We start from the raw sequence: 26,952 nt of genomic DNA, 5'->3' as shown, positions 1-26,952 counted from the left end.
CTTGGTGGTAAACATGTTCTGCCGAACGAGAACGCATAGGCCGTACCTACTTGGCCGCGCGCCGCCGCAGCTCGCTCAGGCCCATCGACTTGGCGGCCTGCAAAAGCTGCTCATCCAGCGGGTCGGGGTCCTGCCACATGCCGCGCTCCATCGCCTCCAGCAGGCGCTCGGCGATAGACTGCCAGGCCCACGGGTTGCTGTCGGCGAAGAACTGCTGCATCTCCTCGTCGCGCAGATAGGCGTCGGCCACCTGGCTGTACATCCAGTCCTCCAGCACATCGGCGGTGGCGTCGTAGCCGAACAGATAGTCGACCGTGGCCGCCACCTCCAGCGCGCCCTTGTAGCCGTGGCGGCGCATGCTGGCGATCCACTTGGGGTTGGTGACGCGGCTGCGGAACACGCGGCGGGCCTCCTCGCGCAGGTCGCGGGTTTTCGGGCGGGCGGGGTCGCTGGAGTCGCCGAAGTAGCGGGCGGGGTTTTTGCCCGTCAGAGCGCGGATGGTGGCGATCATGCCGCCGTGGAACTGCAGGTAGTCGTCGCTGTCGAAGATGTCGTGCTCGCGGTTGTCCTGGTTCTTGGTGGCCACCTGCACGCCGCCCAGCGCGTGGGCGAACGACTCGCGGTCGGGCGTGCCCTGCTCCTCGGCGGTGTAGGCGTAGCCGCCCCACGTCAGGTAGACCTCGGCGAAGTCGGCGTCGTCCTTCCAGTTCTGGGCGTCGATCAGCGGCAGGATGCCCGCGCCGTAGCTGCCGGGGGCGCAGCCGAAGATGCGGTAGGCGGCGGCGCGCTCGGCATCCTGCTGGCTGCGGCCCTGGGCGCGCAGGCGCTGGGCGGCGGCCAGGGCGTGGCGGCGCGGGAAGTTCTGCTCGGGCGGCTCGTCGAGCGCGATCACGGCCTGCACGGCCTGGTCGATCAGGGCGATGAGGTGCGGGAAGCTGTCGCGGAAGAAGCCGCTGATGCGGGCCACCGCGTCGATGCGCGGGCGGCCAAGCTCGGCCAGCGGGATGACCTCGACGCCCACCACGCGGCGGTTGGCGTCCTGCCAGCGTGGGCGCACGCCCAGCAGCGCCAGCACCTGGGCGATGTCGTCGCCAGCGGTGCGGATGGCGCTGGTGCCCCAGATGCTGATGCCCACGCTGGCGGGGTAGCCGCCCTCGTGCTCGCGCTGGTAGCGGGCGATCAGCGTCTCGGCCAGCCGCCAGCCGGTCTGCCAGGCGGCCACGCTGGGCACCGCGCGCGGGTCGAGGGCGTAGAAGTTGCGGCCCGTGGGCAGCACGTGGGCCATGCCGCGCGTGGGTGCGCCGCTGGGGCCGGGCGGCACAAAGCGGCCCGCCAGCGCGCCCAACGTGTTGGCGATCTCGTCGTGCGCGCCCTGCCGCAGCTTGGGCACGATCCACTCGCAGGCGAAGCGCAGGGCCTGGGCCGCGCCGTCGCGCGCCTCTCCGGGCTGGGCCTGGGGCAGCGCCTCGGCCAGCGCCCCCTCGGCAGCGCCCGCATCCCAGCCGCGCGCATCCAGCGCGGCCAGCAGCGCCTTGGCCTGCCCCTCGATCCACGCGATCATATCGGCGTTGCTGCGCAGCTCGCCCCCGCCCGCTCGGCGCTCGCCGGGCCGCTCGTTCAGGGCGGCCCAGTCCTCGCCCAGCGCGGCGGCTAGGCTGGCGGGCAGGCTGGGGATGGCCAGGTTGGGCAGCTTCAGCAGGTGGTAGAGCAGCTCGGCGAGCTGATCGCCAGCGGGCATGTCGCCCAAGATGTGCAGGCCGTCGCGGATCTGCGCGCCCGTCAGCTCGCACAGGTAGCCCTCGATGTCCTCCAGCAGGTGCGCCACCTCGCGGCCCTCTAGCTCGGCGAAGGCGGTGGGCGTGCCGTCGTCGAGGAAGCTGCCATCCCACTCGTGGCTGTGGTCGCCGTGGTCCTGCTTGAGGATGTAGCGCAGGTCGTCATCCAGCTTGCTCTTCTGGATGGCGTCCCAGATCTGCTTCTGGAGGATGGGCAGCTTGCTGGGGTCGAGCAGCTCCATCTGGTAGTACTCATCCACCAGTTGGGCCAGCTCGGCCAGATCGCCGTAGCTGCCCGCGCTGGTCATCGGCGGGGTCATGTGGTCGACCACCACCGCGTGGGCGCGGCGCTTGGCCTGGTTGCCCTCGCCCGGGTCGTTGATGATGAAGGGGTAGACCAGCGGCACATCGGCCAGCATCATGTCGGGGTAGCACTCGCCGCTCAGGCCCACGCCCTTGCCGGGCAGCCACTCTAGGGTGCCGTGCTTGCCCATGTGCACGATAGCGTCGGCCCGCCATGTCTCGCGCAGCCAGCGGTAGAGCGCGTAGTAGTTGTGGGGCGGCGGCAGATCGGGTTTGTGGTAGATGGCGTTGGGGTCCATGTCGTAGCCGCGCGGCGGCTGGAGCGCCACAAACACGTTGCCGAACTCCAGCCCGGCCAGGGCCAGCCCGCCGTCGTGCAGGTAGGCGCTGCCGGGGGCCGCGCCCCACTGGCGCTCCATCTCGCCCCGGCGGGCGGCGGGCAGCTCGGCGAACCAGCCCGCGTACTGGGCCACCGGCACGCGCTCGGCGCTGGCAAGCTGGCGCTCGGTGAGCCAGATCTGGTCGTACGAGCAGCGGTCGATCAGGTCGAGCAGCAGCCGGTCGCTGCTCTCGGGCAGGCGGCCCACCTGGTAGCCCTGCTCGCGCATCGCGCCCAGCAGCCGCAGCAGCGAGGCGGGCGCATCCAGCCCCACAGCGTTGCCCACGCGCTGGGCCTTGGCGCTGCTGTTGGTGAACACCACCGCCACGCGCTTCTGGGCGTTGGGGGTGCGGCGCAGCGCCACCATGCGGCGGGCCATGCCCACCACCCGCGCCACGCGCTCGGCGTCGGGCACATAGCGCGCCCCGCCGCCGTCGGTCGGCTGCTCCTTGAACGATACGGGCACGCCGATGATCCTGCCGTCGAACTCGGGGATGGCCACGTTCATGGCCGTGTCCAGCGGGCCGAGGCCGCGCCCGCCGCGCATCCAGGTGGCGCGCTCTGCCCCGGCGGCGATGGCCTGGATCACAGGCGCGTCGATCAGGGCGAAGGGGTGCGGCTCGCCGTCGCCGATGGCGAAGCTCAGCGTGTTGATGATCGCGTCCACCGGCGCGGCCTCGGCCAGCAGCCGCAGCGCGTCGGGGAGCTGCCCTGGCTGGCCCTCCTTGAGCGACTGGGTGTAGACGGCGCGGGCGCACATGCCCTGCTCGGCCAGCTCGTCGATGATCGCATCCACAAAGCCGGTGTTGCCGCTCAGCACGTGGGCGCGGTAGAACAGCACGCCCACCGTGGGCCGCTCGCCCGCCGCCGCCTCGCGGTACAGCCCGTGGGCGGGCAGCACCTGGGGCGGGTCGTAGCCCCAGCCGCTCAGCAGCAGGTGGTCGCTCAGGCACAGCAGCGCCCCGGCCACATTGGCCGCGCCGCCGCACTGGAAGTAGGCGCTCACCTCGTGGGCCAGCGGCACGCCCACCGTCGAGCGCGCCATCAGGTCGGGGTCGAGCGCCTCGACGGCGGGCAGGCACAGCAGGAAGCCGCCCGTCTCCGCCGCCCAGCGCTGCAGCCGATCCAGCCCGGCGTCGAACGAGCGGGCGCTGTGCAGGCGGGCCACCACCACGGCGGCCACGGGCAGCAGCTCATCCAGCAGGGCCACCTGGGCCTCGTCGTCCTCCAGCCGCCCGATGTGGGCCATACGCAGCGGGGCGAACTCGGGCGGCAGGTGGGCGCGGGCCTGCTCGATCACCAGCAGGTCGGTGTCGGCCTGGGTCAGCAGCACCATGGCCTGGCCCAGGGCCTGCTCGCGCTGGGCGGGCAGGGCGGGCGCGGCGGTGGTAGCGCTACCATCCCAGCTAAAGCCGTTGAACACGTGGGGGGCCAGCACGGGCGGCGCGGGCAGCGGGCGGTCGCTGGCCAGCAGCGCCTCGATGTAGTCGTAGAGCGCCACGATCAGGGCGTCGTCGTTGAGCGAGTGGAACCAGTAGGGGCGGCCATCCAGCACCAGCATGGAGACGTTGGCCAGCGGGCACGGCCCCAGGCAGCCGCCCTGGTTCAGGTGCACGGTGTTGCGCAGCCTGCGGCGCTCCCACTCGGCGTGGTAGAGGTCGGTGGGCACGGGGGCGTGGCCGCGCTCGGTGTGGCCGCAGCAGCAGCCGGTGGCGCACACCATCAACATGCCGCGCCTGCGCCCGGCGTTCACCATCCGCCCGTCGATCCGCTGGACCATGTTGCGCTGCGGTCGTTCGTCGCTCACATCCACCCCCTGGCCCGCCCGCTGTCGGCGGCGCGCGGGCATAAAAAAAGCCCCGGCCCTGGTCGGGAAGGGCGGGGAGGGGACAGCGACGCGGCGCGAGGCCGCGCGGTTCCTCCCTCCTTGCGACGAGAAGGGCCGAACAGAGCAGCGTTGGGGCAGGCGTCCTGGCTTTCGCGCACACGCGCGATCACAGTTGCGGCACAGCGCTGGACTCTCACCAGCTTCCACCTTTACGCCCTAGCATCCGGGCTAGCGGGTCACCTCAACGCAGATGTTTTGTAGGTTCAACCAATGCGCCGATTATAGCACAGTTCGGCGCGGGCGTGGGGGGATGTGGGAGGGGTTTGGCTAGCGAAATAGGCTCTTTCTGACAATCCGATAGCGGATCTAGACCGCCACCGCAGGGCGCGTTAAAAGGCGGAGATAGCGTTCAATAAAGGCAAGTTTGACCAAGCCCAGATAGTTGAGTGCCAGCTTCTCATAGCGCATGGCCACCGCGCGACATTCCTTCACCCACCCAATGCATTGCTCAATCGTACTCCGGCGACGATAGGCGACCGCATCATAGGTGACGGGGCGACCTGGTTTGACGCGCCCGCGCCGACGTTTGGGGGGGATAACCGGCTGGATGCCGTGGGCGCGCAACCACTGCCGGATGCGACGAGCATCATACGCGCGGTCAGCTGCCAGTGTGCGTGGCCGACGCCGCGTGCGGCCCGATGCCCGTGGGATGGCCACATGCGCCAGCACGCGCTCAAACTGCGTTGACTCGTGGGTCTGTCCGGGGGTCACGATGGCATCAAGTGGCAGCCCATTCCCATCACTCAGCACATGGATCTTGGTGGAAAAACCGCCGACCGAGCGGCCAAGTGCGTGATCCGACGGCTCATCATCGCCATCCCACGTGGGTGCCGTTGGGGCACCTGCTGCCGAGCGATGCGCCCGCACAATCGTCCCATCAACGGCCCACTGCTCCCAATCAATGGCCCCTGCGGCAGCGAGCTTGGTTTGAAGCGCCCGCAAAATACGATCCCATGTGCCATTGCGACGCCACCATGTGTAGCGGTCATAGATCGTTTTCCACTTGCCATACCGCTCAGGAATATCAGGCCAGGGCGCACCGGTATGCAGCCTCCAGAAAATACCGTTGATGATCGGGCGATGTTCGTTCCATGGATGACCCGCCTTCTCGCCGTTGCGGGGCAGCTCTGGCTCGATCAGGGCATAGTGTTCATCGGTCAACTCATACCGTCCCATGATTCCCCGTCTCGATTATGGTCAACCTATAATCATACCATATCCGAGACCGGATTGTCAGAAACAGCCTATTGTAAATCTTTTTGCAAGATATTGTACAAGAAAATATTAGTCCATATAATATAGCATTCGTGCTATACTACCGAAGAAAAAAACTAATAAAAGAAAGCTGATAAATAGACATACAAACCTTGCCCTACCTTTTAAAATAAGAGAATATATAAATAATGCTATCCCTAAGAATAAAAATAGAGGAGCCTGCATTTCATTCAATTTATCAAAATTGATTATACATCCTTCCAGAAAGTAGTATATAAATGTTCCTGAAATTATACCGTATGAAATACCCTTTAATATTATGGTGGTATTGTGTTTTTTATTCATAATTACTCCTATAAATCAATTAAATGATATATCTAGCACACTGCTTTCTGACTGACAGAAAGCAGTGTGCTAGATATATATTAGGGGTTATATGGTGTCCAATTAATAGCATCATGGCCAAGTGGATACCATCCTTCAGCATCATGTCCTCTCACCGTTGTATCGAGCCATTGAAGAAACCTTCCCATTATCGTAGCCTCGGTGATAAGAACTAATCCTCCTCTTGTATCATCATTGATTGTTACTGTACTATGGTTTTTTATTTTATAATACTGCTTTGTATCAAACCCAGCAATAGGATGTTGATCATCAACCGCTCGAACGAAATCTGTATCAACATACCCGAGATCAGACGATGATTGTCCTGGGCCTAATACCATTGTCACCTCCTCAAAACACCTTTCTTCTGAAGAACTAGCACACGAAGGATCCTCAATCCGCTTTCTGTCACCGTGGATTAACACTTCTTGTGAACTTGAATTAATGACAACACCACAAGCTGTGTCACCTGGTTTTATACAGTCACGAGAATGTCCGTTCGGATCGGTCCACTTCACAGGGCTATTCATCACATAGCTGTAGCGGTTGAGGCTCTGCGGGTTGGCCGGCCCCCACGGGCGGCCAAACTGCTGCTTCTGCTGATCGCTGAGCTGGAACCACGGGGCAAGCTGATTCTCCTGGTTAAGTTTGCTCAGGAAGCCCGGCTCCGCAAAGCTCACGGTCAGCGGCTTCAGCGCCACACCGTCCATGCCGCCGGAGGCGTTCCCTGGCACCACCGTATCGGCGCTCAGGAAGCGCCCGAGGGCGGGGTCGTAGTAGCGGGCGTTGTAGTACAGCAGCCCGGTGGCGTCGCGCCGCTGGCCGGTGTAGTCGATGCTGGTCTCGGGCACATCGCCCGCGCGCAGCTTGCCCCACGGGTCGAACTGCTGCTGGCTGGTCACCGCGCCCGCCGCATTGGTGGCGACGCTAATCGAGCCGAGGTGGTCGCCGTGCAGGTAGGTGACCTGCTCGCTTTGGCCGGGCTGGCTGGTGCGCATAGCCACCACCTTTGTTCCAAAGATGTAGTATGTCTTCACCACATTAGTGTCGGTCTTCTCCCAGATGCCCTCGGCGTACCAGGTGGTGGCGTTCACCTCGGGCGTCTGGACGCGCACGCGCGCGCCGTCGGCGTCGTAGCTGTAGGTCTCGTGGTAGGTCTGGCTCTGGCCGCTGCGGTACTGGATGGCGCTCGGGCGGTTCTCGCCATCCCATGTGTAGGTGCGGGTGGCATCGCGCACGACATTGCCGTTGCGGTCGTAGCAGTAGCTGGTGGTTCCGGCCTGGGTCACGGCGTGCGGGCGGGCCAGCGCGCCATCCGGGCAGTCGGCGGACTGGGCACCGTAGCTGTAGGCCACCCCGGCCTTGGTCAGAATGTTGCCGATCAGGTCGTAGGTGTAGTTCTCATCGTAGCCGCTGGCGGGCTGCGGCGTGGCCGTGGGCGACGGCGTGCTGGTGGCTGTGGGCGTGGCCGTGCTGGTGGCCGTGGGCGTGTTGGTCTTGGTCGGCGGCACCGGCGTGGCCGTGGGCGTGCGCGTCGGCGTCGGCGTGTTGGTCTTGGTCGGGGTTATCGGCGTGGCCGTGGGCGTGCGCGTCGGCGTGGCCGTGGGCGTGCGCGTCGGCGTGTTGGTCGGCGTAGCTGTGGGCAGCGTATAGATGTTCGACTCGTAGATCGACTCGAAGCGCGTCCCGCTGCTGTTGGTGTAGAAGGTTCGCGAGTCGAGCTTGCAGGTGTAGGCGGCCATGCCCTGGCATGGGCCGGTGCGGTAGCGGTCAATCGTGGTCAGATCGGTGCCATTGGCGATCCAGTTGGTGAGGACCGCGCCCGTGTCGGCATCGAAGTTCCAGATGCGGCCGTAGGCGGTGATAGTCTCAACACGCTGCCCGCTGGGGCTGATGTAGAGCGCGCGGGAGTCGAACACGCAGCTTGCCGCACTGGCTGCGAACTCGCATGGGTCGTTTGGCGAGCCGTTGGCGCTGCTATAGTAGCGCGCCACCGAGCTTAGGCTGAACCCAAGGGTGCCATAGGCAGCGCCTGTGTCGACATAATAATTGTAGCCCTTGCCATAGGCGGTGATGCTCTCGACACGCTGGCCAGTTGAGGTCAGGAAGAACATGCGCGTATCGAGCACGCAGGTCTGGCCTGCGGCGCAGGGGCCGCCGTTGGCCTGCTGGAAGCGGGCGATGTTGGTCAGCAGCTTGCCGTTATCGCTTCCCCATGCGGCGAGCGTATTGGCGTCATAGTTCCAGATACGGCCGTAGGCGGTGATGCTCTCGACCACCTGTCCATTCGACATGGTGAAGAACGTGCGCGTGTCGAAGCGGCACGGTGCGCCGCCGCTGTAGGCGCAGGGGCCAGTCTGATAGCGCGCGATGCTGCTCAGCGTGCCCGTGCTGATCTGGGTGTAGGGCGACTCGGGGCTGTAGTTCCAGTAGTTCGAGCGCTGCGCGGTGGCTGGCTGGATGGCGCGCTCGACTGCGGTGTTTCGGGCGCTCTCCTGCTGTGCATTTTCCACAGATGCCGCATCCTGCTGCCCAAATTGCGCCCCGGCCTCATCGCGGCGGGTCAGGATCGCGATCTCGGCTGCGCCGATGCGCTCGCGGATCGAGCTGGTGCGCTCGGCTGCGCCGACGCGCTGCGCCAGCTTCCCGACCGCCGCCAGCTGGGGCGACGATGGCGTGGCGCTCCGCAGGCCAAAGGCCACCTGGGGCGTCGTGCAGCGCGTGGGGTTGATCGTCGAGGCGCAGATGAGGCGGTCGCGGTCGTCGTAGCCGAAGCCCTGGGTCTCATTCGCCACGCCGTCGTGGATGGTCGTGATGTTCCCAACGGCGTCGTAGGTGTAGCTGCGGTCGAGGATGCCGCTGGTGCCTACCTGCACATGGGTGAGGCGCAGCGTCGCGGGGTCGTAGCTCCAGTCCTGGGTCAGACCGTTGCCCAGCGTCCACTGGTCGGTCGCATCGGCAGCGGTGTACTGCGTGCTGGCCACGTAGGGCTGCGCGCCGCTGCGGTTCGACTGGAGGCTGATGGGACGCCAGCCCGCATCGTAGCCGTAGGTCACCACCTCGGGGGCCGCGCCATTCACCGAGGGGTAGGTGATGTTTGTCAGCCGGTCGCCGCTGTCGTAGGCCCAGCCGAAGCTGGTGGTCTGCCCGTCAATGGTGTGGGTCGCGCCGGTCTTGCGCCCGCGCGCGTCGTACTGCCAGTCGGTCCGCTCGCCGCCGATGGTCTCCATCGAGAGGCGCTGGCCCTTGCCGAAGGCCACGGCGTCGCCATCCAGATCGGTGTCGTAGGCGTAGCGCACGCTGGTCGGCGCGCTGGGGCAGGGCAGGCTGGCCACATCGCTCTTGCCGCGCAGGCGGTCCTGCTCATCGTAGTAGAGGCAGGTGATCTGGCCCTTGGCGTCGGTCTGATGCTCAAGCGTCCCGGTGGCATTGTAGGCGTAGGACCACACGCCCATGTCGGGGTCGCTCATCGCGGTCTTGTGGCCCAGCGTGTCGTACTGGATGCTGGTGGCGTTGCCCTGCGCGTCCAGCACGCCGATCAGCTGGTCGAGCGCGTCGTAGCTGTAGGTGGTGGTGGCGTTGACCACCCACGGCGAGGGATTGCTGGTGGAAGCGCAGGTGTAGGCGTTGTTCCAGTACTGTGTGTTGGCGCAGTTGCCAACAATCTCGTTGACCTGCATCAGCCGCCCAGATGCATCATAGAACTGCGTGCTGCGGTGCCGATTCGCATCAATGGTATCAGCATAGTTCAGCACATTCCCATGTGCATCGGTGTAGAGATCATAGTGATAGGCTGTGGTCCCTGAGGGTGAGGCCACCTGGGTTGTCCGACCGAGCGAGTCAAAGGTGGTGGTCGTCGAGTAGGGCTGCGAGCCGCGCAGCGTGCTGTAGGTGCTGTCCACACCCGCCACATAGTAGGGCTGGTACTCGCGCGTCGCACGGCCCAGGCCGTCGTAGAGCTTGTCTACCACCACGCTGTCGATGCCTGCGGTCGCGGGGTTATCGCTCTCCTGCTTGGTCTGAATGAGGTTGCCCGCGCCATCGTAGTACTGGTGGCTGATGCGGGTGTCGGTGCCCGCGCGCTGGATGCGCGTGTAGCGGAAGGGGATCTCCTGGTCGTGGTACTCCAGCGCCTCGGTCGGCTGCGACGCAGTGTCACCCGGCTTGATCAGGGCGATCATGCGGCCAAACTGGTCGTAGCGGGCGCATGTCACCGCGCTGGTGATCGGGCTGCTCACGCCGGTGGCGCAGCGCGCCAGGTCGGCGGCGGTGCCATCGGGGCTGGCCACGCCCAGCAGCGTGCCCATGCCATAGTCGTAGACCGCCTGGGTGATCAGCGGGGCCGCCCCGCCCACGCTCGGGCTGGTCATGCTGGTCGGGAAGGTGTGGAAGGCGCTGTCGTAGGTGGTCGTTGTTGTGCGGGCGGTCGCCTCAGTTGGCGGGTAGGCCCGGGTGTTGAAGGTGTGCACCTTGGTGGTCAGATCGTACTGCCGCCAGCCATAGTCGCTATAGGATGTGGCGCTGGTCTGATTGCCATAGGCATCGTAGGTGATGATCGTATCCGTCGCAGGCACATGGCCGATAGGCGGATTTGCGTTGGAGGCCCCTGGAGCCAGAAGCACCTTGGTTGTGCGCTGCACTTCGCCGCGGCCTTGGAGTGCAAAAGGCGAGGTGACATTGTCGTAGAACGTATCGGTCAGCGCCAGCCAGTTGTTTTGCGGGTCCAGGATTAAGGTCTGCCAGGAGCGATCCACAATGTAGCTGCTGTCGGTGACATAGGTCGCATACCACTGCTGCGTAGTGCGAACACGCGCACCATTGACTGACTCAATGGTCTTGGTGACATTGCCATATTGCGCACCGCCATCTTGCAGGGTTGGATCGTAGACATACTCTGTGGTCTTGCTCTGAGTCAGCGGGCTGCTGCCTGTGGTGAACGTCGACTCGGTGGTGGCGCTCTCGTAGGAGAAGGCGCGCCAGAGACCTGCGCGGCGGTAGTTGTTGCTCAGGTTTGCGGCGTTGGCGACCGAGGCGTCGCTGCCGAAGAAGGACAGTTCCTCACGGGCGAAGGTGTGCTCGGTGCGCTTGATCAAACCATCGGACGGCACCTCGGTCTTGTACTCGCGCCCCTTCCAGGTCTCGTAGCGGACCATGTTCTGGAAGCAGGCCGAGGTCTCATCGATCAGCCCATTCTGCCGCACCGGGCCGCAGCGGCCCATCGGGTCGGCGGTCGCGTCGCCGCTGGATGACCCCTGGTAGAACCAGTGGTTCACGGTCTGCATCAACGCGCCCGCGTCCGCCGTTGCGCCGTCGTAGGTGCGCTCGGTAACCTGGGCGTGGCCGCGGAACTCGCGCTTCTCGCCCTGTGCCAGCGTGTCCACGTTGCCATTGCCGCTAGGGGCGTAGGTGGCAAACGCCACGGTGGCGGCCACCTGGATATCGTTGATGGCGGGCTGCGTATAGCTGTAGGTGCTCAGCGAAAACTTGGGGTAGGGCTGGTTGCTGGTGTACTCGCGCAGGATGGAGCTGACGCGGTGGTAGTTGAGGTACAGCGCGCTGGAGTCATTCTGCTGCTGCGTGGCGGTGTAGCCGGGGTAGCTGCGGTAGGTCTCCTCGGTCCACACCGGCTCGTAGCTGAAGGTGATCTTGCCGCCCTGTCCGGTGTCAACCGAGCGCAGGCGGTTGGCCCCAGGCACCGGACCGAGGTTGGGGCCGTAGGGCTGGCCGTAGCGGAAGGTCATCTCGGGCAGCTGGAACGTGCTGGCGTTGCTCGCGATCTCGTCGCGCCCGACCTTGCGGATGCCCGCCAGGGTCAGCGTGGCCTGCGGCCCATCCGAGTCGCGCACGTCGCTGTAGACGCTCACATCGGCCTCGGGCTGGCGGGCCGTGGTGGTGCTCGGCGCGGCGTAGCGCAGGCGGTACTGCATGATCGGCGTCGCGCTGCTTGTCCCCGACGCGCGGGTTGAGAGCGTGATCGCATCCAGCTTGTACACCTCGTGGATGGTGGCAGTTTCCCAGCGTCGGTCAGTATCGGAAGTTCTCGGGAACTCCCATTTGGTATCCACGCCGAGCGGGCTGCGGTCAGATGAGGTGAAATCCAGCGTGTAGCGCGCGGTACCGGTGCCAGGCGTCGCGCCGTCGAAGCCCCAGATGATCTGATCGAGCACGCTGGCGTACTGCATCGGCAAAACATAGCGCCCAATGTTCAGGTTGTCTGCGTCGGTCTTGTAGTGGTAGACAATCGCATTGCCGTGCGTATCGACAACCTTGGTGAGCTGCCACTTGTAGGCCTGGTAGGTCTGCTGGTCATCGCTGTTCCAGAGCGCCTGGGCGAACTCGTAGCGGGTGCCATCCTTCGTCCACACATACCAGCTGTAGTTCGGGTAGCTGGTCTGGATGGGCGTGCCATCGGGGTCGGTGGCGCTGTAGGTGGTGCTGCCGGTGTAGACTGCCCGCACGCGCGAGAAGTTCTCGTCGGTGGCGTGCCATGTCCACTGGTCTAGCGCGGCGGTGTTGCCATAGTCGGTGTTCGGCGCGATCAGTTCGCCGCGCACAATATCGAACGACTGCCCGGCGAAGACCACCGAGAAGTGATCCCACTGGCCAGGCGAGGAGCTGAGGCTCTTGTTGCGCGAGATCGAGCCGTCGGCGCTCAGGCTCCAGCCCTTGCCGACCCAGCCCGCCTGGGCTTTGGCGCGGTTGCCGCCGGGGCCGTCGGTCGCGGCGCTGGAGTAGGAGAGGCTGACGGCGGGCTTGAGGCCGCCCGGCCCGGCGGGCAGCTCGATGGGGTAGGAGTACGAGGCCGCGCCGGTGTAGAGGCTGGTCTGGAAGCTCTTGAGCGAGGGCACGTAGGCTGCCGACGGCGAGGTGCTGTTGGCAAAGGCGAAGGTGCCGGTCTCATCGGCCTGCGCGCTCAGCGTCTGCGTCTCTGCGTTCAGGCTGGTGCTGAGCGCCTGCCAGGAATCCGTTGCCGTATCGTAGTGGAAGAGCGCGATATCACTCTCACGCAGCTGGAGCGCGGCCAGCTGGGCATCGGTGTAGCGCAGCGAGATCGTCGCCGGGCTGGTGAGCGCCCGCGGCGTGGCGCTGCCGCCGATGCTGAAGGTGAAGCGGCCAAAGCTCTGGCGACCGTTGACGGTGGTGTCGGCTGTGGCGCTTTGGGTGAGCGTGGCGTCGGTGACGACCACCGTGGCGTCTGGCAGCGCCTGGGCGGGCACATCCACGCGCAGGCGGGCGGCGGGCGCGCTCACCACGGCGGCGCGGCTGCTGGAGACCGTGGCCTTGGGCAGTGCCACGGTGGGGTCGAGCACCGCGCCGCCCATGGCGGTGGCGGCGTTGACCACGCCGGTGGCGGTGGTGGCGGCGCGTAGCAACAGCGCGTCATCGGGAAGTGCACCGCTGACGGCGAGCTGGGCGGTGTAGCTGGTGCTAGCCTGGCCGGCGAGCTGGGGTGTGAGCCAGTTGATCTGGCCAGTGGCGATCTGGCCACCGGGCGCATCCAGCACGGTCACGCCGCTCGGCAGCGTCAGCGCCGTGGCGATATTGGAGCCAGCGACAGTGGCGGTATTTTCTACCGTGACGGTCACGGTGATTGTTTCACCTTGCGTGACCACTTGGCTGGATGTGGCGATGGTGGTGGTCAGCGCGGGCAGGGTAAGCGCAGGCGCGCCCTGGATGGCGGGACGCGCAGCCACCGGAGGTGCGGGCGCCCAAGGGGTATTGAGGATGGGCGACTGGATGGGTGTGATGGGATATGGTGTGCTGGGCGCGGCGTGGGCCGGGACGCTGCCAAGCAGCAGCGAGGCCGTAACGAGCCGCGCGATTAGCCGCGCGAGCTGGGGGTGGGAGAACATACATCCTCATGAAATGTTAAGGGAATACATGCTCGTTCCAAGGGTGGAACGTTAAGAATTCCAAAAAGAGGACTGCATTTTAATCATAGCAATGCGTTTCGTCAATCAACGGGTTTTCTTTCGTTAGGTATTATTATATAAAGAGTTTTTTAACCACTATCTATATATGAAGATTATATGAGAGAGCAGAAGGTATATTTTGAATGCATTCAAATGTTATGAGTAGGCGTAATTATTAAAAAATTTTGACCGAAGGTATGGCAGAGGAGAGAAAAAATCTCAAACTATCTAGGAAATACAACTAGTAATAGAGGACGCCATCTTCTCGACCTAACACAATCTTGGGGTCGTCAAAGCGCTATGCTTTGCTGAGGTGATGTCTCCCGCGATCCAAATCCGTGAGTTGCTAAGGGGATGTTCCAAGCAGTGTGGCGGCCAAGAGGGTCGAGGACAGACGCAGCTGCACACCGCCCCTGTATCGGGCCACTTGCGTATGCTGTCGGCGGACATGCACCAGATCGATGCTGTCAGCTCGCTTACACCTCGCCCCCGGCTCGCGCCACGGCGGGCCGCAGCCTGGCCCACGCGCCCGCCAGCCGCCGCGCGATCTTGATCACCAGCACATCGGCGATCACGTAGCACACGAACGCGCCCACTGGCGGGTTGGTGGTGTGCAGCGCGCCCCATGGGTTGGCGGCCCAGGCCCAGCAGCCCAGCTGGGTGCCCACCACCTCGATGTAGAGCACCAGCACGCCCATGATCAGGTAGAGCGGGCGCGCGCCCTTGCGCCGCATCAGGGCCAGGAACACCAGCCCGAACAGCGCGCTCAGCGTGTCGCCCCAGGCCAGCAGCGCCACGGCGAACAGCCCGCCGTGGAAGGCCAGCAGCCCGCGCTTCACGGCCTGCTCGTGGCGGCGCACCAGCGGCGTGTCGGCGATCAGCAGGCCGGTGCTGAACAGGATGGCGTGGCCAAAGGGCACGTAGAAGGGCACCTCGCCCGCGGTGTAGCGGTAGAGCTGGAACACGAGGCTGAAGATGTACTCGCCCAGGGCCGAGAAGGGCACGAACACCACGGCCATCAGCCGCTGCTCGGGGCGCAGCGCGAACAGCACCAGCAGCATGTAGAAGGGCGCGGCCAGGTTGCTGTAGATCTGCCCGGCCACGCCGCGCTCTAGCACATAGCGCGAGTCCATGCCCAGCGCGAAGATGACGATCGGGAAGAAGCCGAGGATCATGAGGTTCTGGCGGGTGAGGAGTCGAGCGATCTGCTGCTTCATAGGGCCTCGGGGTGTGGCGGATGTTCGCGCGGGCATTGTACCATAGCTCGGCAGGGCCGCAGATTTTTTACCACCAAGACTCCAGGGCGCCAAGGGAATAAAGATTTGAAGGAGTGAACGACACGATTATCCCAGCGCTTTCCTAATAATCTCTTTTCTCTCCAATGGTTCTTTCGCTCCCTTGGAGCCTTCGCGTCTTCGTGGTAAATCGGTCTTCCCCCGCCCCTTTGCTTTTGCCCCAACCTGTACTATCATAGCGCTGACAAAACAATACTTTTTGGCGCAAACTATAGGCATTGTTGCCACTGCGGCGGTGCAGGAGCGTGGGAGGTGGCTGTGACACACATGCTGCGAATTGGCGCGCGCATCGGGACGGCGGATCCCTACTGGGTGCAGGTGCGCGAGGCGGTCTATCAGCGCGCCGCGCAGGCCCAGGCCCAGCTCATCCCCATCGACATCGGCCACTCGTCCCGCATCCGCGACGAGGAGCACGAGGAGCTGCTAGAGGAGCTGCTGGCCCAGGATCTGGACGCGCTGATCTGCGCCTACATGCCCGACGCGCTGGCCCTGCGCATCGTCAGCTACGGCATCCCCGTCATCCACCTGACCGAGACCGACGTGCGCCACCCGCTGTGCGTCTCGCCGCGCGGCTTCTACGAGATCGGCCAGATGATCGGCGCGCATATGCTGGGCCTGGTGGGCTACGCCGGGCATGTGGTGGCGGTGGGCGGCGGCCTGGCCCAGCACGGCGAGGATGGCCGCAGCCGCCTCAGCGGCCTGCAGGATCTGGTGGCCAGTTACCCGCGCGCGCGCCTGACCCACATCCCCAGCGCCTGGCGCTACAGCCGAGCCTACGGCCAGATCGTGCCCGCCCTGCGCGACATGCGCGCCCCTGCGCACGCCATCATCGGCCTGTCGGACTCGCTGGCGCTGGCCGCGCGCGACGCCCTGCGCGAGCTGGGCCTGCCCCGCCCGCCGATCGCTGGCATCAACGGCGACCCGGCGGCGCTCAGCGCGGTGGCCGAGGGCAGCCTGGTCGCCACGGTCGAGACCTCCGCCGCCGACCTGGGCGCGCAGGCGGTGGATGCGGCCTGCCGCGCCGCCAGGGGCGAGCAGCTTCCTCCCCATCTTGACTATAACCCACGCCTGGTGACGCTCGACAATGTGGCCGAGGTGGGCCTGCACAAGCTGACCGAGATCGCCTCGCTGCCGGATAGGCTGGTGGGCGTGAACCATCAGAAGGACACCCAGCAGCTGGCCCAGCTCCAGGCCAGCCTGGCGATCAGCCAGCGCATCGGCAGCATCCTCGACCCGCGCCAGCTCTCGCACGAGCTGGCCGACATCATCCGCGCCAGCTACGGCTACGACATGTGCCTGCTGTTCCACTGGCGCGAGCGCGAGCGCACCCTGGTGGCCGCGCTGCCCGATGGGGCCGAGGCCCGCGTGGATGCCGTGGGCGGCGAGCTGCCCGCCGAGGCGCTGCGCCAGGGCAGGCCGATCTTCATCGCCGACACCCGCCACAGCCACCGCTTCGCGCCCGACCCCAGCTGGCCGCAGACCCGCTCGCGCGTGCTGCTGCCCATCCGCTTCGGCGGGCGGCTGCTGGGCCTGATCGACCTGCACAGCCGCCGCATCACCCAGGAGTCGCGCCAGACCCTGGCGGGCCTGCAGTCGCTGGCCGACCAGCTGGGCGTGGCCCTGCGCAACGCCGAGCTGTACGACGAGGCCCTGCGCGCCCGCGCCGCCGCCGAGCGCGCCGACCTGCTGAAGACGCGGCTGCTGGCCAACGTCAGCCACGAGCTGCGCGCCCCGCTCAACGTCATCCTGGGCTACAGCCAGGCCGCGCTTGACGCGCCGAACCCCTACGGCGTCGACCTGCCGCCCGAGCTGCTGCGCGATATCCAGCGCATCTCGGCCAGCGGCCAGCATCTCATCCGCCTGATCAACGACCTGCTCGACCTCTCGCGGGCCGAGATCGGCGCGCTCGACCTGTTCCCCGAGCTGGTGGACACCCGCGCCTTCCTGGCCGAGGTGTTCCAGAGCGCCACCGGCCACCAGGGTGCTGGCGTGGAGTACCACCTTGACCTGCCGCCTGCGCTGCCCGCCATCCAGGCCGACCCGCTGCGGCTGCGCCAGGTGCTGCTGAATCTGCTCTCCAATGCCCAGAAGTTCACCGAGCGCGGCCAGATCACGCTGGGGGCCGAGCTTGCGCCGCCGCACCTGCACCTGTGGGTGCGCGACACCGGCGCGGGGATCGCCAGCGACATGCAGGGGCGCATCTTCGAGCCGTTCGTCACCGCCGCGCGCGACGACGTGCGGCCCCAGGGCATCGGCCTGGGCCTCTCGATCACGCGGCGGCTGGTGGCGCTGCACCAGGGCACGATCACGCTGGAGAGCCAGCCCGGCCAGGGCAGCACCTTCCACATCTCCCTGCCGCTGCCCAGCCTCTCGGGGCAGCCCGCCGCGCCCCAGCCCGACTGCGCCGCCGTGCTGCTGCTCTCCAGCGCCGCGCCGCCCGCCGCGCTGGCCGCGCTCTGCGAGCTACGCGGGCTGGCGCTAGCCCAGCTGGGCGAGGGCCAGGATGTGGCGGCGGCGCTGGCCCAGGTGCGCCCCGCCGCCATCGCGTGGGACATGGCCCGCGCCGCGCCCGCCGACTGGCAGATCATCGAGCAGCTGCGCCGCAGCCCGCAGGCCTCGCGGCTGCCCTTCCTGCTCTACGGCGGCGACGAGGCAGCGCCTGCCGCCCTCGGCGTGATCAGCAAGCCGATCAGCGGTGCCTCGCTGGCCGAGGCCATCGCCGCGCTCTACCGCCCCGAGGGCGGCAGGCCCATCCTGATCGTCGACGACGATGCCCAGACGCGGGCCTACTACGCCGCCCTGATCGCTCGCGCTCTGCCCGGCCAGGCGGTGCGCTGCGTCGAGGGCGGCGAGCACGCCCTGCAGTTCCTAGCGGGCGAGCTGCCCAGCCTGGTGCTGCTCGACCTGATGATGCCCGATGTCGATGGCTTTGCCGTGCTTGAGCGCATCCGCGCCAGCGAGCGCACCTGCCAGATCCCGGTGATCATCCTCAGCGGACATATGCTCAGCCGCGCCGACATCCAGCGGCTCGACCACGCCCGCGTGACCTTCCACACCAAGGGCCTGCTCAGCGACGACGAGCTGTCCCAGGCCCTGGGCGGCGAGCTAGCGGGGCGCGACTACCTGGCCCGCCCCACCAGCCTGGTGGTCAAGCGCGCCGTCGGCTACATCCAGCAGCGCTACGCCAGCGACCTGAGCCGCCAGCAGATCGCCGACGCGGTAGGGGTGAGCAAAAACTACCTCTCCCACATCTTCCAGCAGGAGCTGGGCATCTCGCCCTGGGAGTACCTGAACCGCTACCGCATCGCCCAGGCCCGCGCCATGCTGGAGCGCTCGGCTTCCAGCATCTCCGAGGTGGCCGCCCAGGTCGGCTTCGAGGATGCCAGCTACTTCGGGCGCATGTTCCGCAAGCACGTCGGCTGCTCGCCCCAGGCCTACCGCAGCCAGTTCGGCTAGGCGCGGCGCAATGTAGCGCAAAGGCTCAAATAGACTATGCGATATGCGCATATCGCTGGCTGCTTTTTCTAGAAGAAAACCAGGCCGCCGCCCTAGCTCGGGCCTTCCCGCTTCGGTGCGGATTATGGCCAGCCATCATGTGCAGCATCTTCGCTGGATGGGCGGGGCCGCTGGGCTTGCACCACGGCATGTCAGGCTTGCACCACGGCATGTCAGGCTTGCACCACGGCATGTCAGGCTTGCACCACGGCATGTCGGGCTTGCACCACGGCATGTCAGGCTTGCACCACGGCATGTCGGGCTTGCACCACGGCATGTCGGGCTTGCACCACGGCATGTCGGGCTTGCACCACGGCATGTCGGGTTTGCACGCGAATGCAGCAAACAAGTACTGCCCTCATGTTGCCCACCATCTAGCATCCCGCTCCACCCCACCCACCCGGCCCATGCGGCGAAGGTGCCGCTTGTGCAAACTGGCCATATGCACGAACATCAGCTGCCAGTTTGCAGCACGGGAACGCTTAAAATTGGGGGATCGAAGGGGGCATCGCCCCCTCGCGGGGTTGCTAGGGGCAGGCCCCTAGCCGCCGCCCGCGCAGGGCATGCACCACCATCCAAGAGCACCCATTATTTCACGAAGGCGTACCCTGCCCGACCCGACGGCAACGCGCATGTTACTAGAGATGCCTCGTGACGCCGCACAAAGAGACACCTGTTGAAGGGGCAGGCATCCTCGCATGGCGTCACGTTTCCCGTCGGCGCTGGGCTTTGTTCCATGAGCGATGGCGGTGGTAGGTGGTTGGTGGGTGGATGCCCTGCGCGGGCAGCGCCTAGGGGCCAGCCCCTAGGGACCCCGCGAGGGGGCGTGGCCCCCTTCGAAACCCCCAATTTGAGGCGTTCCCATGCCGTTTCCTGGCGGCGGATGTTCGTGCATATGGCCATGAAAACACAAGTGGCACCTTCGCCGCATGGGCCGGGTGGATGAGAGTTTCGATCTCACATGCGGTGCATGGCCTGGCAGGTGTTCTCTCGTCATGTGCCGCATCCGAATGCCCCGCCCGAGAAAGTGACACCCTGTGAGCACTACCCCCCCAGCGCGGCGATGAACTCCTCCTCGTGCGCGGCCAGCTGGCCCAGCAGGTCGGGCAGGGCCGCGCGCTGCTGGGCCGCCGTGGCGTGCTGCAGCCGCCCGTAGATCTGGCACTGCCGCCAGCGCACATCGGCGGCGCGCGGCAGCCTTGGGCGCACGAAGAAGGCGCTGTCCAGGCAGCGCTGCGCCGAGACCTGCCAGCAGAAGTGGCGCAGCCCCTCGATACCGCGCTCGGGGTGGGCCGCGATGTCGTGGGCCAGCGCGCGCATGGCCGCAGGCCCGTAGTGCACCGTGGCCTCGGGCGTGGCTACGGCGGGCTGGGCCAGGCGCGCCCGCGCCTGCGCCACCACCTCGTGCCAGGTCTGCTCCTCGCTGGGCTGCGGGCCGATGGCATCCACCTGCCACAGGCCGTAGGGCCTGCCGGTGTAAATATCGCGCCGCCACGCCGCCAGGAAGTCGGCCAGCGGCAGCGCCACCGCCGCGTAGCCCGCCGGGTCGTGCAGCACCACGCCCGCGCCATCCAGCCCCAGCACGGCCACCGCGTGGTCGCTGCCGCGCAGCGCTTGGTGGTGCGGGATGTAGCTGAGGTAGCCCATGTCGAGCATGCCCGCCGCCACCGGCCCGCGCTCCAGCGCCAGCCGCAGCGCATCCAGCGCGCTGGCGTCATCCTCGGCGCTGGTGTAGCGGTAGCCCACGTTCAGCGTGCCCAGCATCCGCTCGCCAGCCAGGTGGTAGTAGTCGCCGATCAGGGCGAACAGGTCGCCCTCGCGCTGCACATACACAAACTCGAAGGCCTGCCCGCCCACGCATTCCAGCCAGGGCGTCGGGTACTCCAGCCCGTGGTGGCCCAGCACCATCTTCAGGCTGCGCGTCAGGCAGTAGCTCATCCGCCCCGCGAAGCTCACCATCGGTATCATGATATGATCCCCTTCACTCATCCCGCTTCGCGCAGAGCATAGGCCCTGCCCCAGGGGGAGAGTCAAGGGGAACATGTCGGGCCGCCTCGGCTGGCGGGCTGGCCCGCTGCGGCGCGGATCATGGCCAGTGTGCTGGTTGCCGCACCTTCGCCGGATGGGCTAGGCCGCTGGCGCGCAGCGCTACATCCGCGAGGCCATCGGCAGAATGAACAGGTAGATGTTGATCGCGCCCAGCAGCACGATCAGCGCGGCGTAGGGCGCGAAGCTGGCCCAGGTGCGCTGGCCCTCGCGGCGGCTGCTGCGGGCGATCCGCAGCGCGGCGTAGAGCGACCCGCCCACGCCCAGCGCCACCAGCGCGTACTGGAGCAGCTGGATCTGCGCGGTGCCCAGCAGCGCGGTGGGCTGCTCGCCCGCGTGCTGCCCGAACAGCGCCAGCGTGGTGAACAGCACCGCCTTGCCCTCGGCCAGCAGGTGGAACAGGTTGTGCGCGATGTGCCCGGCCACATCCAGCGGGATGATCGCGTAGCCGAAGCGCGCGAAGTTCGCCGCCGCCGTGGCCCCGTTCGCGCGGCTGGCCAGCATGGCCGCGCCCGCCATCAGCGCCACCGGCGCGGCCATGGCGATCACGAAGGTGATCGTGAAGATCAGCGGGTAGCTGGTGATCCCCAGGCTGCGCTCCAGCCAGGCCAGCAGGCCCTGCCACAGCTCCAGCATGGTGATGTTCTGGATGAACACGATGCCCATGATCACCACGGCCAGAAACGCCTCCTCCAGCTTGGGCTTGCGGATAAACCACAGCTCGCGGGTCGGCGGGCGCACCGTCAGCGTGATCGCGTTGTGCGGGCAGACCTTGATGCATGAGGCGCACAGGTTGCAGTTAGCGCTCGAATCCATGGTGCGCGGGAACTCGAACAGCGGGCAGCCCCGGCCCTGCTCGCTGCCGTTGAAGCAGGCGGCGCGGGATGTGCAGGTGGCGCACACCTCGGGCTTGGCCCGCAGCTCCAGCATACCCACGCGGGCGTAGTTGCCCGAGAGGCCGCCCAGGAAGCACAGGTAGCGGCACCACGTCCGCCGCTCGAAGAACGCCCCCGAGATCACCACGCCGGTGGTCAGCAGCAGCAGCAGGATGCCCGACCCCCACGGCGACTCGACGATGCCCCACACGTGGTCGGACCACGTGATCAGGATGAACAGCGCGTCGATGATCCAGATGCCGTACTTCTTCAAAAACTCTGGCGCGCGCCGGTGGTTGCCCACCAGCTTCTGCACCGCGTCGCTCAGCGCGGCGAACGGGCAGATCGCGCACCAGAAGCGGCCCATCAGCACAAAGATGATCGGGATGACCGGCCACCACAGCACCCAGGTCAGCGCCGTGCCCGCGTTGCTGTGCGCCGAGTCCGGCCCGACCAGCAGCTGCCACATGATCAGCACGAAGGCGGCGCTCGTCACCCACTGGAAGATCGCGGGGTACCAGCGGCTGCGCAGAAATGAGGCGATCAGACGGTTGTCAAGCAAATTGTATCCGCGTGTCGGGGTGCTCATGCTGGCTTCTCCTGGGCTGCTGGGGTGCGGCGTCCGTTGCCGCGCGGCTTGGGCGGCGAGATCGTGCGCAGGGCGGCGGCCCCGCCGATGGCCAATAGGTTGACGGCCAGGAAGCCACCCAGCACCAGGCCGCGCGGGCGCTGCTGGGCCACCTCCAGGCTTAGCTCCACCACGCGCTCTTGGCCCAAGCTGTCGCGGAATGCCACAGCCACGGCCCACGTGCCCGCCTCGGCAAATTCGACCTGGGCCTGGTAGCCCTGCCCGCTGGGCTGCATCGGCACGCTGGCGATAGCGTTTTTGGCGTGATTGCCTTCGGCGTGATTGTCTTCGGCGTGGCCATCCTCGGGCATGTTCATCCCCGGCATTGCGCCGCCCTCGCTCTGTTCGTCTTCGGGCATATTTATCCCCGGCATCGCGCTCCCCTCGGCGTGGCTATGGCCTTGCTCATCGGCGTCGTGGCCGGTGTCGGGCGTGGCCATGTGGGGCATTGTGTCGCCATCGTGGGGGTGCGCACCATCGGCGTCGTGGCCGGTGTCGGGCGTGGCCATGTGGGGCGCTGTCCCCTCCTCGGCGTGTTCGGCCTCGGGCTGGGCACTCTCGCCGTGGCTGTGGCCTTGCTCCTCGGCGGTGTGGCCTAGCAGGCGCAGCTCGACGCTCGCGCTGGTCACAGGCACGCCCTGGGGGTCGCGGATGCTCACGGTGATGCGGTTCTGCCCGGTCTGGGCAGGCCCATCGGCGCTCAGGGTGACGGTATATCCATCGCTGGTTCGCTGCTCCCCTGGGCCATCGCCCTCGGCAAGGGCGGCGGCGGGGGCCAGCACCAGCAGCGCCGCGACCAGGGCGGCGAGGCTTCGGTGGCGCACAGGCGTATCCTTTCTCCAAAAGGGCCGCGAACAGCGGCTGGGGAAAGTATCGCGGCCTAAGCTGAGGCCCCGCTGAGTGCGCGCTGATGCGTGCTTGAGGGAACGTGGGGAACGAATACCGTGAAGAGGCGAAGGCCCGAAGGGGAGAACGATTCACCACCAAGACAGCAAGGGGACAAAAGATCTGGGAAAGAGAGGCGACCAGCCCCCCCACCTGGCCCATGCGGCGAAGGTGTTGCTCGTGCATACTGGCCATATGCACGAACACCAGCCGCCAATATTCGGCATTGGAATGATTTAAATTGGGGGTTCGAAGGGGGCGAAGCCCCCTCGTGGGGTTCCTAGGGGCTAGCCCCTAGGCGCCGCCCGCGCAGGGCATCCACCCACACGACAACCACTACCGCCATCGATGATGGGGACACTCGAAAAAGTGACACCATGTGAGGGCGTAGCCCCCGCGCAAGGCACGCACCACCGTCCACACCACTGCCATCTCGAAGGTGTAAGATGACAGCGGTCGTCCGGGGCGCTACCGTGGTCGTCCGGGGCGCTACCGTGGTCGTCCGGGGCGCTACCGCGGTCGTCCGGGGTGCTACCGCGGTCGTCCGGGGTGCTACCGCGGTCGTCCGGGGCGCTACCGTGGTCGTCTGGGGCGCTACCGCAGTCGTCTGGCGCGCTACCGCGGTCGTCCGGGGCGCTACCGTGGTCGTCCGGGGCGCTACCGTGGTTGAGACATCTCCTCCTCGCCCAGCGGCAGCCGCACCATCGCCAGCGTGCCGCCCCCCGCCGCGCCGCGCAGCTCGATGGTGCCGCCGTGCTGCTCCACGATCCAGCGGGCGATTGCCAGCCCCAGCCCGGTGCCGCCGGGGTCGCGCCCCCGCGCTGGGTCGGCGCGGTAGAACCGCTCGAACACGTGCGGCAGATCCTCGTCGGCGATGCCGGGGCCGGTGTCGCGCACGCTCAGCTCGGCGTGCGCCCCGCGCTGGCGCAGCCCCAGGGTGACTGCGCCATCCGGCGGGGTGTACTTCAGCGCGTTGTCCAGCAGGATGAGCAGCAGCTGGCGCAGCCGGTCGGCGTCGCCAGCCACCTGCACTGGCTCGAAGGGGTCGAGCGCCAGCCGCTGCCCGCGCGCCATAGCCCGCGCGGTGTGGAAGGCCTCCAGCGTCAGGGCGTCCAGGTCGACCGGGCCGTGCCGGATGCCCTGCCCGGCGTCGGCGCGGGCCAGCGCCAGCAGGTCGGACACCAGCCGCCCCAGCCGCGCGGCCTCGCGCTCGACCTCGGCCAGCACCTCGTCGCGCTCGGTGGGGGGCACGGCCTGCCGCCGCAGCAGCTCCAGGTTGCCCTGGATGGCCGTCAGCGGGGCGCGCAGCTCGTGCGAGGCGTCGGCCACGAAGCGCTGCTGGGTGCGCGAGGCCTCCTCCAGGCTGGTGAGCATGGCGTTGAAGGTCTGCGACAGGCGGCGCAGCTCGTCGCGGGCGGGCGGCTCGGGGATGCGGTGCGAGAGGTCGCGGGCCTGCGTGATGGTGCGGGCTGTAGCCACCATGGCGTCGATGGGCCGCAGCGCCTGGGCCGCGATCGCCCAGCTCCCGGCGGCGGCGGCCAGCAGGCCCAGCCCGCCCAGCCCGGCCAGGATCAGGCGGAAGCTCGCCATCGACGCGTCCAGCCGCCCCAGCGGGGCCATAGCCACTAGGTAGGCGTCGGTGTGGCCGCTGGCGTGCAGCGGCAGCGCGTAGGTGCGCCAGCGCTGCTCGCCCACCACCACACCAAACGATCCCTCGCCCGCGTCGGTGGGCGCGAGCGCGGGGGCCAGCCCGGCCAGCCAGTCGAAGGCCGGGCCGGATGGCGCGGCCAGCAGCGCGCGCGGGTCGGTGGGCGGCGGCTCGCCCGCCCCCGGCGACACCTCGATCAGCTCGCCCGATGCGTCGTAGAGCCGCAGGGCCACCTCCAGCCCGCCCGCGCCCGTGCCCAAGTGCAGCGCCGCGCCGTGCCCGCCCGTCTCGCTGGCGGCGTGGGCCGCGCTGGTCAGCAGCAGCTGGTCGCGCTCCTCGTAGTGGCCGCGCACGTGCAGCGCATAGGTGAGCAGCATGGCGGCCAGCAGGATGGCGGCCAGCAGCCCGCCGTACCACAGCGCTAGTCGGCCTCGGATCGACACCTAGCCCTCCTCGCGCAGCACGTAGCCTGCGCCCCGGATGGTGTGGATGAGCGGCGGCTCGCCCGCCGCGCCCAGCTTCTGCCGCAGCTGCTTCACATACACCTCCACCACATTGGCGCTGCCGCCGAAGTCGTAGCCCCACACTCGGTCGAGCAGCACATCCTTGGTCAGCACCTGCCGGGGGTGCAGCATGAACTCGTGCAGCAGCTTGAACTCCAGGCTGGTGAGCGCGATCGGCCTGCCGCCACGGCTCACGGCGTGACTGCCGGTTTCCAGCCGCAGATCGGCGACGGCCAGGGTGGGCGGCGGGGCCGCGCCGCGCCGCCGCAGCAGCGCGCGCACGCGGGCCAGCAGCACCTCGAAGCTGAAGGGCTTGACCACATAGTCATCGGCCCCGGCCTCCAGCCCGGCCACCTGGTCGGCGGGGGCATCCTGGGCGGTCAGCAGCAGCACCGGCTGGGCCTCGTCGGCGGCCCGCAGCCGCCGCAGCACCTCCAGCCCGTGCAGCCCCGGCATCATCAGGTCTAGCACCACCAGGTCGGGCGGGGTGGTGCGGGCCAGGGCCAGCCCGGCCTCGCCGCTGGCGGCGGTCTCCACCGCGTAGCCCTCGTAGGATAGCCCGCGCCGCAGCAGGCTGGTCACGGCGGGGTCGTCATCTATCACAAGAATGCGCTGCATATCGTTCTCCATACCCATATGTGCGCCCCATTGTAGACCATGCCGAGAGATCCAAGAAACGAATACCACGAAGACGCGAAGACGCGAAGGTGAGAACGATTCACCACCAAGACACCAAGACACCAAGAGGGCAAAAGATGTAGGAATAGCGGCGGGCCAGCCCTACCCACCTGGCCCATGCATTGGGCGTGATGATGGCAATTCGATTCATCGCCGATGCCCTACCCACCTGGCCCATGCGGCGAAGGTGCCGCTGGTGTTTTGATGGCCATATGCACGAACGCTAGCCGCCTGCAATCAGCACGGGAACGCCGCAAAGCCGTGCCAGCGACGGAATCATGGACCTAGGGGTGGGTCTGGTGCCCGCCCGCGCCGTTCTCTTCGGCATCATCGAAAATCCCTACGATGCGTGCGGTGAAACGCGGTGCGGATCGCATCGCCACGCGCCGTGCTCATCGGTTGGCATTCGATGCCTGCGGCGGCCTGCGATGGGGCGGGCACGAGACCCGCCCCTACACCCGATGCCACAATGCCACGCATCGGGTGTAGGGGCGATGATGGCAATTCGATTCATCGCCGATGCCCTACCCACCTGGCCCATGCATTGGGCGTGATGATGGCAATTCGATTCATCGCCGATGCCCTACCCACCTGGCCCATGCGGCGAAGGTGCCGCTGGTGTTTTGATGGCCATATGCACGAACGCTAGCCGCCTGCAATCAGCACGGGAACGCTCAAAATTGGGGGATCGAAGGGGGCCACGCCCCCTCGCGGGGTTCCTAGGGGCAGGCCCCTAGGCGCTGCCCGCGCAGGGCATCCACCCACCGAACAAGAATGACCGCCATCGCCTATGGGAAACACGTCAAAAAAGTGACCCATGTAAGGGCAGGCCCCTAGGCGCTGCCCGCGCAGGGCATCCACCCACCTTGCGAGAACTATCAGTGTCGCTGATAGGAAACAAGCCCAGTGTCAACCTGACCCGGTCGAGGTTGGTTTTGACCCGGTCGAGGTTGGTTTTGACCCGGTCGAGGTTGGTTTTGACCCGGTCGAGGTTGGTTTTGACCCGGTCGAGGTTGGTTTTGACCCGGTCGAGGTTGGTTTT

The 26,952-nt window shown here is 66.8% G+C and carries 12 protein-coding genes and 1 riboswitch (1 of these 13 only partly in view); of the genes, 2 read left to right on the top strand and 10 right to left on the bottom strand.

Annotation, left to right across the window (positions count from 1 at the left end):
- Positions 1 to 46: 46 nt before the first annotated feature.
- The 4 genes from cobN to F8S13_02400 all read right to left on the bottom strand — a co-directional run bounded on the left by cobN (position 47) and on the right by F8S13_02400 (position 15,074).
- A complete protein-coding gene (cobN, locus tag F8S13_02415) occupies positions 47 to 4,306 on the bottom strand; it encodes a cobaltochelatase subunit CobN (GenBank protein KAB8145950.1) in 4,260 nt (1,419 codons plus the stop codon).
- A 94-nt stretch (positions 4,307 to 4,400) separates the two neighbouring features.
- Positions 4,401 to 4,544, bottom strand: a riboswitch (cobalamin riboswitch).
- Between the two features lie 107 nt (positions 4,545 to 4,651).
- A complete protein-coding gene (locus F8S13_02410) occupies positions 4,652 to 5,521 on the bottom strand; it encodes an IS5 family transposase (GenBank protein ID KAB8145949.1) in 870 nt (289 codons plus the stop codon).
- 464 nt (positions 5,522 to 5,985) lie between these two features.
- Positions 5,986 to 13,797, bottom strand: coding sequence for a hypothetical protein (locus F8S13_02405; protein KAB8145948.1), 7,812 nt, complete (start codon positions 13,795 to 13,797; stop codon positions 5,986 to 5,988).
- Positions 13,798 to 14,333: 536 nt separating this feature from the next.
- On the bottom strand, positions 14,334 to 15,074 hold the full coding sequence (locus F8S13_02400) for a hypothetical protein (GenBank protein KAB8145947.1): 741 nt from the start codon (positions 15,072 to 15,074) through the stop codon (positions 14,334 to 14,336).
- A gap of 330 nt (positions 15,075 to 15,404) precedes the next feature.
- Between F8S13_02400 and F8S13_02395 the strand changes: the two genes are divergently transcribed.
- Complete coding sequence (locus tag F8S13_02395) at positions 15,405 to 18,608, top strand: helix-turn-helix domain-containing protein (GenBank protein ID KAB8145946.1); 3,204 nt, start codon at positions 15,405 to 15,407, stop codon at positions 18,606 to 18,608.
- Between the two features lie 153 nt (positions 18,609 to 18,761).
- A complete protein-coding gene (locus F8S13_02390; protein ID KAB8146091.1) occupies positions 18,762 to 19,025 on the top strand; it encodes a hypothetical protein in 264 nt (87 codons plus the stop codon).
- A 666-nt stretch (positions 19,026 to 19,691) separates the two neighbouring features.
- On the opposite strand, the gene F8S13_02385 is transcribed toward F8S13_02390, so the two are convergent.
- The 6 genes from F8S13_02385 to F8S13_02360 form a co-directional block, all read right to left on the bottom strand.
- Positions 19,692 to 20,690, bottom strand: coding sequence for a hypothetical protein (locus F8S13_02385; GenBank protein KAB8145945.1), 999 nt, complete (start codon positions 20,688 to 20,690; stop codon positions 19,692 to 19,694).
- A 105-nt stretch (positions 20,691 to 20,795) separates the two neighbouring features.
- Complete coding sequence (locus tag F8S13_02380; GenBank protein ID KAB8145944.1) at positions 20,796 to 22,157, bottom strand: 4Fe-4S binding protein; 1,362 nt, start codon at positions 22,155 to 22,157, stop codon at positions 20,796 to 20,798.
- On the bottom strand, positions 22,154 to 23,020 hold the full coding sequence (locus tag F8S13_02375) for a hypothetical protein (GenBank protein KAB8145943.1): 867 nt from the start codon (positions 23,018 to 23,020) through the stop codon (positions 22,154 to 22,156). Before F8S13_02375 ends, F8S13_02380 begins: the two co-directional genes overlap by 4 nt.
- Positions 23,021 to 23,738: 718 nt before the next feature.
- Positions 23,739 to 25,106 (bottom strand): HAMP domain-containing histidine kinase, encoded by a 1,368-nt coding sequence (locus F8S13_02370; GenBank protein ID KAB8146090.1) that lies wholly within the window; start codon positions 25,104 to 25,106, stop codon positions 23,739 to 23,741.
- A 66-nt stretch (positions 25,107 to 25,172) separates the two neighbouring features.
- Positions 25,173 to 25,850 carry a response regulator transcription factor gene (locus F8S13_02365; protein ID KAB8145942.1) on the bottom strand — a complete coding sequence of 226 codons (678 nt, stop codon included), beginning with the start codon at positions 25,848 to 25,850 and terminating at the stop codon, positions 25,173 to 25,175.
- A gap of 862 nt (positions 25,851 to 26,712) precedes the next feature.
- Positions 26,713 to 26,952 carry the final stretch of a hypothetical protein gene (locus tag F8S13_02360; GenBank protein ID KAB8145941.1) on the bottom strand. 294 nt of this gene lie beyond the right edge of the window, so 240 of the gene's 534 nt are visible here — the last part of the coding sequence; the start codon falls outside the window, past its right edge; the stop codon is at positions 26,713 to 26,715.

This window comes from Chloroflexia bacterium SDU3-3 (genome assembly GCA_009268125.1).
Classification (GTDB): Bacteria; Chloroflexota; Chloroflexia; order Chloroflexales; family Roseiflexaceae; genus SDU3-3.
The sequence above is the reverse complement of the archived record's forward strand: the minus strand, read 5'-3'. Positions and strand labels throughout refer to the sequence as shown.